Annotated in this window: 7 protein-coding genes; all 7 read right to left on the bottom strand. The window is 62.6% G+C overall.

Annotated elements, in window-relative coordinates:
* Positions 1 to 72: 72 nt before the first annotated feature.
* A complete protein-coding gene (locus V7116_RS24300; protein ID WP_324394586.1) occupies positions 73 to 648 on the bottom strand; it encodes a cysteine hydrolase family protein in 576 nt (191 codons plus the stop codon).
* A 430-nt stretch (positions 649 to 1,078) separates the two neighbouring features.
* Positions 1,079 to 2,209, bottom strand: a complete 1,131-nt coding sequence (locus V7116_RS24295; protein WP_324394585.1) for a hypothetical protein — start codon at positions 2,207 to 2,209, stop codon at positions 1,079 to 1,081.
* 230 nt (positions 2,210 to 2,439) lie between these two features.
* Positions 2,440 to 4,644 carry a glycoside hydrolase family 31 protein gene (locus tag V7116_RS24290; protein ID WP_324394584.1) on the bottom strand — a complete coding sequence of 735 codons (2,205 nt, stop codon included), beginning with the start codon at positions 4,642 to 4,644 and terminating at the stop codon, positions 2,440 to 2,442.
* 89 nt (positions 4,645 to 4,733) lie between these two features.
* Complete coding sequence (locus tag V7116_RS24285) at positions 4,734 to 5,579, bottom strand: carbohydrate ABC transporter permease (RefSeq protein WP_324394583.1); 846 nt, start codon at positions 5,577 to 5,579, stop codon at positions 4,734 to 4,736.
* Positions 5,579 to 6,508 carry a carbohydrate ABC transporter permease gene (locus tag V7116_RS24280; protein WP_324394582.1) on the bottom strand — a complete coding sequence of 310 codons (930 nt, stop codon included), beginning with the start codon at positions 6,506 to 6,508 and terminating at the stop codon, positions 5,579 to 5,581. The genes V7116_RS24285 and V7116_RS24280 overlap by 1 nt, the downstream gene beginning before the upstream one ends.
* A 103-nt stretch (positions 6,509 to 6,611) precedes the next feature.
* A complete protein-coding gene (locus V7116_RS24275; RefSeq protein WP_324394581.1) occupies positions 6,612 to 7,877 on the bottom strand; it encodes an ABC transporter substrate-binding protein in 1,266 nt (421 codons plus the stop codon).
* A gap of 98 nt (positions 7,878 to 7,975) precedes the next feature.
* Positions 7,976 to 9,028 (bottom strand): LacI family DNA-binding transcriptional regulator, encoded by a 1,053-nt coding sequence (locus V7116_RS24270; protein WP_324394580.1) that lies wholly within the window; start codon positions 9,026 to 9,028, stop codon positions 7,976 to 7,978.
* Positions 9,029 to 9,278 lie beyond the last annotated feature (250 nt).

Here is a 9,278-nt window from a genome sequence, read left to right as displayed (position 1 = left end):
CTTCCCTCCGCTTGCGTGGGGGAAGGGGCCAGGGGATGGGGGGCTAGAAGTTCATAACAGGCTCTGGTGGCCCTATCCGGCGGCGGCGGGCAGCGCTTCTTCGAGCGTTTTCATGATCATCTCGGCAGGCATCACCTTGCCGTAGGCGCTGTTCAGCGCGGCCAGGAACGCGATGTGAACGTCGTGTGCCGCGACGGTCTGATCGCCCAGCGCCATGTTCCGCGTCGCGCAGGCGTCCTGAGCCACCCAGCACTCGAACCCGTAATCGACCGCCGCGCGCGTTGCCGCATCGACGCACATGTGCGTCATCATGCCCGCGATCACCAGCCGCTCGATCCCCAGCCCGTGCAGATGGTCCAGCAGCGGCGTCTCACGGAAGCTGTTAGGCCAGTGTTTTTCGATCACCATCTCGCCCTCCAGCGGCTTGACCGAGGCGTGAATCTCCGCGCCTTCCGTGCCCGGCAGAAAGAACGTCGCGCTGGGCCGGATGCCGATGTGCTGGATGTGCACCAGCGGCAGGTCGTGCGCGCGGAAGAACGCCAGCAGCCGCCCGGCGACCTCGCCCGCCGTCTCACTCCCGACCAGCGCCATCTTGCCGCCGGGGAAATAATCGTTCTGAATGTCCACTAACAGCAGGGCGGTGTTCATAGGTCTCCCTCCTCAAGGGACTATCGCGTGTCAAATGTCTTTGGTCAGCGCATCGATCGAACGCTGCTGCAACACTATACCGCACCCCGCCGCAAAATAGGGACGGGACGGCAAACATAAACGGGCGATTCTCAACGAACCGCCCGCTGTGCCGAGCTGGAGCATGCTATGCACTTTTCGCGCGAGAAAACAACTTTCGTCCTCGCTCGTTGCCCCAAGCTCTGTAGGGGCGGGTTTCAAACCCGCCCTGGTTTTGTCCGGACCTAAAGGTTAAAGAGCATGCAACCCGCCCGTTTTTCCCTGGGGTGGCCTCCCCTTCCCTCCGCTTGCGTGGGGAAAGGGGCTGGGGGTGAGGTCTGCCCTTGCCTTTGTTCTTGACTAACAACTAAAAACTAACGACTAACGACTGGTCTTTCCCCGCCGCTGGCTGCTAACGATACGCCTCGACTGCCTCTTCCAGCGCGCGCGCTTCCGCCTCAGTCCGTGCCTCGACCATCATGTACAGGCCTTTCGGCCCGAATTCTTCGAGCATGGGGATTACGTCCGGCGGCGTCATGTACACCGCCTGCACGCTCTTGCCCGCGTCCAGGATGCGGTGATACATCTCCCACCAGCAGGGATCGCCGCCGCCCGGTTTGCCCGCTTGCGGCGTCCACTCGATCGCGTCCAGGTTCTCGATGGCGAGCAGGCTGTCCAGGTGCACCATCGCCTGCGTGCCGTCCAGGTGGAACATCGAATAATCCAGCCAGTTCGCCTGTTCTTCCAGCGCCGGGATCACGAAGCGCTTGTACATGCGCGGCGAGATCATCGCGCCCAGGTCGCACTGAATCTTGGCCGTCTTGCCCGGTCCCCAGATGTTGAATGCGCTGAACGCGTTGCCGCCCCACGGATCTTTGATCAGGTCGTAGAGCGCGTCGAACGAGTCGAAGAACACCTGATTGATCTCCGCGACCTTTTCCTCGACCCATTCCGGTTCTTCCAGCAGGTCGATCATGAACGTCGTCGCGCCGCGCAGCGCCGACAGCGTATCGACGTTTTCGATCAGGTCCGGCATCCCGATCAGGTAACGCCCGTCACGGCGAGCCAACCCCGCTTCGATCAGCGCCTTGTGCTTCAGGAACCAGTCGTTCTGCGGGTCGAAGGCGTAGTGCGGCGCGTCCGTCGCCGGACCTTCCAGGCAGGGGTGATACCACACCGTGCTGTCCGCGAACTCGACCACCGCGCCCAGGAACATCCCGACGCTGCCCGGCCCGATGTGCGTATCGAAGAAGGGGAACGCCTCCGCGCCGTAATACGTGCGCGCCATCGCCAGTTCGGCCAGCGCCGCGCGGCGCTCCGGGTTCAGCCACGCGTCTTCCTCCGACACCGGCTCGTTCCCGGTCAGCGGATAGTCCGTGTCGATGCCCGATTGCAGCAGCCACTTGGGCGACGGCACCGGCAGGCGCGGATGGTCGGCGGGCGCAGTGACGTGCAGCACGAAGCCCTCGTGATTCCACCACGCTTCATGCCGCGCGCGGGTCCGTTCCCAGGTCTCTTTCCAGAAATTTTCCCAGTGATCCATGTCTGCGACGTCCTGTATTGGTGTCTAGAGACTTTTAGATGAGAAAACTGATTTCTCGCTTGTCCACTGTCCCCATGATCCGTAGGGGCGGGGCTTGCCCCGCCCGTTTTTCCCCCACGAGACCCTGTTTTGCGCGGGTGGCTTCCCCTTCCCTCCGCTTGCGTGGGGGAAGGGGCCAGGGGATGGGGGGCAGGAGCGCATGACGCGCTCTGGTCGCGTTCACCTCACGACTACAGCGTGATATACCGTCCCAGTTCGGACGCGTCCAGCCCGGTATACGTCTCATCGAACGTGATCTCGAAGCGTCGCGCGCCGTCCAGTTCGCCCGTATGCTGCACCGGCTCCGCAAACGGAACCCGCGCCCCACGCCGCACGTAAATCGGCATGTGGTCCAGCGGCACGTGCACCCCCCGCCGCCAGGCCGGGCCGGTGATCGCCTCGCCCGTCCAGAAGTCCACCCAGTCGCCTTCGGGCAGATAGATGTCGCGCGTGTCCTGCGCGTTGAGCACCGGGCACACCAGGAACGCATCCCCAAACAGGTACTCGTCTTGAATCGACCACACCACCGGGTCGTCGTTCCATTCCAGTGGCAGCGCGCGCAGCATGGGCAGCCCGTTCGCGCAGCACTTCTCCGACTCGGCCAGGATGTACGGCAGCAGCGCATACCGCAGCCGCAGCCACTGGCGCACCGCGTCCGCCACGCCGGGATACTCCCATGGCTCGCGCGGTGTCGTGCCGTGATAACGCATGTGCGAGGTAAACACGCCCACCTGCGTCCAGCGCAGATAAAGCTGTTCGCTCGGCTTGTCGTTCATAAAGTCCAGCACGCCGTGGAACCCGCCGACGTCATGGCTCCAGAACGCGAAGCCCGACAGGCCCAGTTGCAGCCCGCCCCAGATCGACGTCGCCAGCGCGTCGAAGCTGCACGCGGCGTCGCCGCCCCAGTGCACCGGGTAGCGCTGGCTGCCCGCCCAGCTTGACCGCGCCCAGATGATGCGGTTGCCGTTGACTTCTTCCGTCACGTCCCACACGGCCCGCTGGTAAAGCAGGGCGTACAGGTTGCGGTACATCTGCGGATCGATGGCGCGGTAAATCGCCTGCTCGTTGATGTTCTCGCCAAAGTCGGCCTTGATCGCCGCCGCGCCCTGTTTCAGCACGCCGCGCAGCAGGTCTTTGTACCATTCCGTCGCGGCGGGATTGGTGAAGTCGAGCGTGTCGCCCCATGTCTGCGAGCCGACCGAATCCCCGCCGACCACGTCCGGCGTTTCGGTCGTCGGCTGGCCGATGTAGCGGTTGGCGAACGCCGTCTTCGACAGGCTCACGTCGCGGTTGATGTACGGGTACTGCCACAGCGAGACGTGGAAGCCCTGGTCCAGCATGCGCTGGAAAAAGTCCGGCGGGTTGGGGAAGCTCGTGTCCGAAAACCGCCAGTCGCACTTCCAGTCTTCCGCGAACCAGCCCGTGTCCAGGTGCAGCACGTCCATCGGATACTGCTCGTCGCGCAGGCGCTGCGCGATGCCCGTCACCTGCTCGTCCGAAAGATACGTCATGCGGCTCATCCACGTGCCGAACGACCACAGCGACGGCATGCGCGGGCTGCCGGTGATGCGCTGGTAATTGCGCAGCACGTCGCCCAGACCCCTCCCGCCGACGCAGAACAGGTCGATGGCCGTGTCGTTCAGAATCCACTGCAGCGAGCGGTGCGAGTGCGCGCCGATGTCCAGCCGCATCTTGGCCGTCGAATGCACAAACAGCCCGTATCCCCGCGAACTCATGCAGAACGGCACGTTTTTATAGGCCCGCGAATTGTTCACGCCTCGCGCGTCGTCGTTCACGAGGTCGATCCGGCGGCCATACAGGTCCAGCCGGTCGAAGCGCTCCCCGGTCCCGCAGAAGTGCTCGTCCGGCGCGATCTGCACCGCAAACCCCGTGCTGATCGTGCCGTCGCCCCGCTGCACGACGAGTCCCGGTAGCGCGTCGCGCAGCGATTCCTCGAAGTGATCCTGGTCCTGAACCTGCACCCGCGTGCAGCCGTCCGGCACAAGGACCGGCGCGAAACTGCCCCTGCCCACGCTGAAGCGCATCTGTCCGTTCGTCGTCAGCGTATACGTGTCCCCGTGGCGGTTGAGCGCTACCTGGACCGGCTGGAGCGCCGGGTCCCATTCCAGCATGGGGCTTTCGTTCGCAAACGGCGCATTGTCCAGCGCCAGCCGCAGCCGGATCACCTGATCGCCGTAGCAGCGCACGCGCAGCGTGCCGCGCACGTTCGCGGGCTGTTTGCGCAGCGTGCGCCCCCCGGATCGCTCGCACAGCGCCACCGTGAACACGGCGTCCGTGCCGTCCAGCCGGGCATCTTCGACGGCGCAAAATTGTAGCAGCCGGTCATTATCCAGGTTTGCTTCTAGCACTTGCTCGACGAAATACTTTGACTGCATCGTGTCCTCAACTCGTGGCGTGTGTCCCTGTTTTGGGCGCAAAAACAGCAGGGACGTCGCCCCTGCTGAACCGATCTTGTTCGTCCGCGCTAACCCTTGACCGCGCCGACCGTGATGCCTTTGGCGATCTGCCGCTGGAAGATCAGGAAGACCACGATCACCGGCAGCACGCTCAGGATCACGCCCGCTGCGAACTGCGGCACGTTGGTCGAAAATTCGCCGCGCAGCGACGTCACGCCCACCATCAGCGTGCGTTTGTCGCGCTCCTGCATCACCAGCAGCGAAATCAGCACGTCGTTCCAGCAGTAGAGCGTATTCAGAATGCCCAGCGACAGCAGTGCGGGTTTGCCCATCGGCAAAATGATGCGCAGGTACACCATCCACAGCGACGCGCCGTCCAGCTTGGCCGATTCGATGATCTCGCGTGGGATCCCCGCGTAAAAGGACGTCATTAGGTACGTGCAGAAGGGCAGGAAGAACGCCGTGTACGAGAGGATCAGCCCGGCGTGTTTGTTGAGCAGGTGCAGGTCCAGGATCAGCTTGTAGAACGGCACCAGGATCACCTGCACCGGGACCATCAGCCCGATCAGGCACAGGTAAAACAGCAGCCGCCGCCCCTTGAACCGCATGCAGCCGAAGGCATAGCCCGCCAGCGAGCTGACCAGCAGCAGCAGGAACACCGCGCCCGCGGTCGTGATGACCGAGTTCAGGAAATAATCCTGCATGTGCGATTGTTCCCACGCCGACGAGAAGTTCTCCCAGTAGAACGTGTGCGAAATGGCGAAGCGGTCCAGAATGTATTCTTTGCGCGTCTTGGCCGCGATGTTGATCGTGAAGAAGATGGGATAAATAGTCGAAAGCGCGATCAGCCCCATCGGGAGCGCGAGCAGCCACATGGCTGCTTTGTCAGGCCGTACCCGCCGCGTTGCTATCATTACATATCACTCCCGCGCGACATCAGCCGGATCTCGAACAGCGCCACGATCGACATGAAGACGAACAGCACCATGCTGGTGGCCGCCGCGTAGGCCGGTTCGTTGAGCCGCCCCTGTTGGAACCAGATCAAATATTCGGGCAAATAAGTCGCCGTGCCGGGGCCGCCGCTGGTCATGACGTAGATCAGGCCGAACATGCTGGTCAGCATGCCGATGATCGTCGCCACCGAGACGAACTCGGTAATCGGGCGCAGCACGGGAATAATGACGCGCACGACCGTCTGGAACAGGTTTGCGCCGTCCACCTTCGCCGCGTCGATCAGCTCGTCCGGCACGGTCGATAGGCCGGACAGGAAGATCAGCACGTTGATGCCGAACGTAGCCCAGATCTCCACCGCGATCACGGTGAACAGCGCGATCTTGCTGTCGCTCAGCCAATCCACCGCCGGAATGCCCAGGTGTCCCAACATGTTATTGAACGAGCCGTCATAGCGCAGGAACAGGTTGAAAATGGAGCCGATGATCACCGACGACAGCACCGCCGGGAAGAAGTACGCCGCCCGGAAGAAGCCGCCGCCCGGCACGCCCTGGTGAATGAGGATCGCCAGCACCATCGGGAAGATGACCCAGATCGGCAGGGTGACGATCAGCTTCAGCGCGTTGAGCATGGTGTCGCGGAAGACCTGATCGTGAAGCAGGCGCTCGTAATTGTCCAGCCCGATGTAATGCGCTTCCCCGATGCCGTTCCAGTCCGTCAGCGAATACTGCGCGCCGCTGACCAGCGGGTACAGCCGGAAGACGACGATGATCAGCACGGCGGGCAGGGCGAACAGGTAGCCCATGTACTGCTCCGGCTCGCGCTGGTGCCAGAACTGCCACCGTGCGCTGCGCGCCTGGGGGATGGAAGGGTCGAGTAGGTTGCTTGTCATGCGGCTGTCCTCGCTCGTGTGAGATAAGAAAGCCCTCTCGCCGGGTAGTGACCCTGACCGGGACGCCCCGGCGAAAGGGCTTGTTCGAAGGTCTACAGCCTGTTTATTCTTCGGTGGCCGCCAGAATAGCCGCGACCGCGTCTTCGGTGGTGGTGTCGCCGCCGAGCAGCAGCTGGCCCTGACGCTTCATTTCTTCGCGCGGGGCGGTCGGCACGGCGATGGACGTCGCGCCGCGGCTGCAGCAGCCGATCCACTCGATGATCTGCGTGGCGTTGGGCGAATCGAGCACCGAGGTGTCAAACATCTTGTCGGACACCATCGCGCCCGCCGATTCGAACAGCACGTACAGGTTGTCCGATTCGAGCATGAACTTGGCGAGTTCCATCGCCTCTTTGGGGTGCTCGGTCCAGGCGGTCACGCCGTAGCCGATGCCGCCGTCGATGGGCAGAACCTGCTCGGTCACTTCCGGATTGATGATCACGGGCAGGAACGAGCCGACGTTCTCCGCGCCGAGGAAGTCTTCGAAGTCTTTCCAGTGCGCGATGTCCGAGGTCAGGCCCAAAACGTGCGCCGCGTCGCCGCGCATGAACGATTCGAACGAGTCCACGAACATGGGCGTGGAGTTCGCGCCTTCAGGATACCAGCCCCATTCCGCCGTCTGGCGCCACAGGTCCATGGCTTCGAACAGCGCGGGGTCGTCCCAGCCGATTTCGCCGTTCAGGAACGCGTCGTAACGATCCGGGGTCAGCAGGCCCGCCATCGCGGTGCTGAAGAAGAACTCGATGCCCAGCCCTTCCTGGTTGCCCAGCGCGAAGCAGTTGGCGTCGGTGTTGCTCATGATCGCGTCGCAGTTGGCGATCAGTTCGTCCCAGGTGGTCGGCGGCACGTCAGGATCGAGGCCGGCTTCGGTGTACAGTTCCTTGTTGTAGTAGGTCACGAAGCCCTGCATCGTCAGCGGCACGGCATAGACTTCACCGTCCACCGAGAACGCGTCCCAACCGGCGTAATTATCGTAAATGTCGGCCACGGCATCGGTCAGCGGCAGCAGCGCCTCGACGCGGTCTTTGATCGCCGCACCGCCGTTGAACAGCGCCAGGTCCGGGCCTTCGCCCGCGTTGATCGCCGTGCCCAGGATCGTGTAGTACTGGTCGTTCGGCTGCGGCACCACTTCGACGGTGATGTTCGGGTACGCTTCGTGGAAGCGCTCCGCGACGGCCTCGGTGTACGGGCTGAACGCGGCCTCGCCCGACTTGAAGTCCCACACGACGAGCTTGATCGGCTCGTCGCTCTGCGCCATCGCGGGCACAGCGGTTGCGATCGCCAGGACGACGATGACGAGCATCAGTGCGGCTTTTTTATAGGATTTCATGATAGTCTCCTCATAGCGTAAAGCAGTGTATTTTGGAAGGTGGCGGATCTAATCTGTTCAGGCCGTTGGCGAGCGTGCTTGCTTCCACCTCCTCTCGATCAGGGAATGGGGCCTGTGGTCTCACGGAGAGTGAGCTGCGGCGGGACGAGAATCTGCTGCACGCCCGGCCTGCTCCTGGATAGGTTGTCGATCAGCATGTTGGCGGCCTGGTAGCCGACGCTCTGGAAGGGGAAATCGCTGGAACTGAGGGCCGGGTGCGTCAGGCTGGCGATCTTGCCCGAGGCGACGCCGACGACGGAGAAATTGTCCGGCACGGATTTGCCGTGTTCTTGTAACGCGCGGGTGAGTCCCGCCACCGTCGCGCCGTAGGCCATCACCATCGCCGTCAGGCCGGGCGCTTCGCGCAGCAGGTCGCAGGTGGCTTCGTAGGCGAACTGCGTGCCGAAGTCCACGTGCCGCATATAAGTCGGCAGGTCATATTTTTGAATCGCGCGCTGGTAGCCGGAAAGCATCAGTTCGGCGGATGTTTGCTCGCGCTGGTACACGCCCTTGGGGAACGCCATGAACCCGATCTCGCGGTGTCCCAGCCCGATCAGGTGATCGAACGCCTCGACGACCGCCGCTTCCAGGTCGATGTCGATGAAGCTCAGCCCGTCGTTGTTCGCGCAGCGCCCGATCATGACGAACGGGTACCCGTTTTGCCGCAGCAGCCGAACGCGCCAGTCATCCAGCGACGTTTCCATCAGTATCACGCCGCGCACTTGTCCGCTGCGATACAGCTCTAACAGTTCCGTCTCGTCAATGTCGCGTGTCATCAAATTGAGTGCGTAGTTCGCTTCCCCGGCAGCCGTCGAGACGCCGAGCATGAAATCCAGCTCGATGTCGGTCATTTCCAGGCGCGACTGCGTTTGCAGCGGGTAGAGCAGCGCGATGGTATTGGTGCGGCTGGTGTTCTGTTGGATCGTCTGCACGTAGGGGATATACCCAAGCTCGTTGATCACCCGCTGGACGCGTGCGCGCGTCTTTTTGGCGACGTCGGGCTTGTCGTTCAGCACGCGCGAGACGGTGGAGACCGAAACGCCTGCCGCTTTGGCGACGTCGTAAATGCTGACTTCAGATGGATCGTCGGATGTTGGGTCGAAAGTGGTCATAAATCTAGTTCCACCAAAGGTCTAAAACAATGCCGGTATCGTTCCGGTACTCTACCGAAACTGTACCATGATTGTGCGGCAGGTGTCAACCGGGTCGTGGGTTTGGCCGAAAAAAAGTTTCGAATCAAGCCCCATTGGGCGCGGCTTTTCTCCCCTCTCCAACTTGATTGGAGAGGGCCGGGGGTGAGGTCGTGGTTTGGCTCTCAGCTAACCCGATGTACAGGTTTATGGACTGACAAAAAAAGGAGCT

It is taken from the genome of Aggregatilinea sp. (assembly GCF_036822615.1).
Classification (GTDB): Bacteria; Chloroflexota; Anaerolineae; order Aggregatilineales; family Aggregatilineaceae; genus Aggregatilinea.
This window is presented reverse-complemented; position numbering and strand designations above follow the sequence as displayed.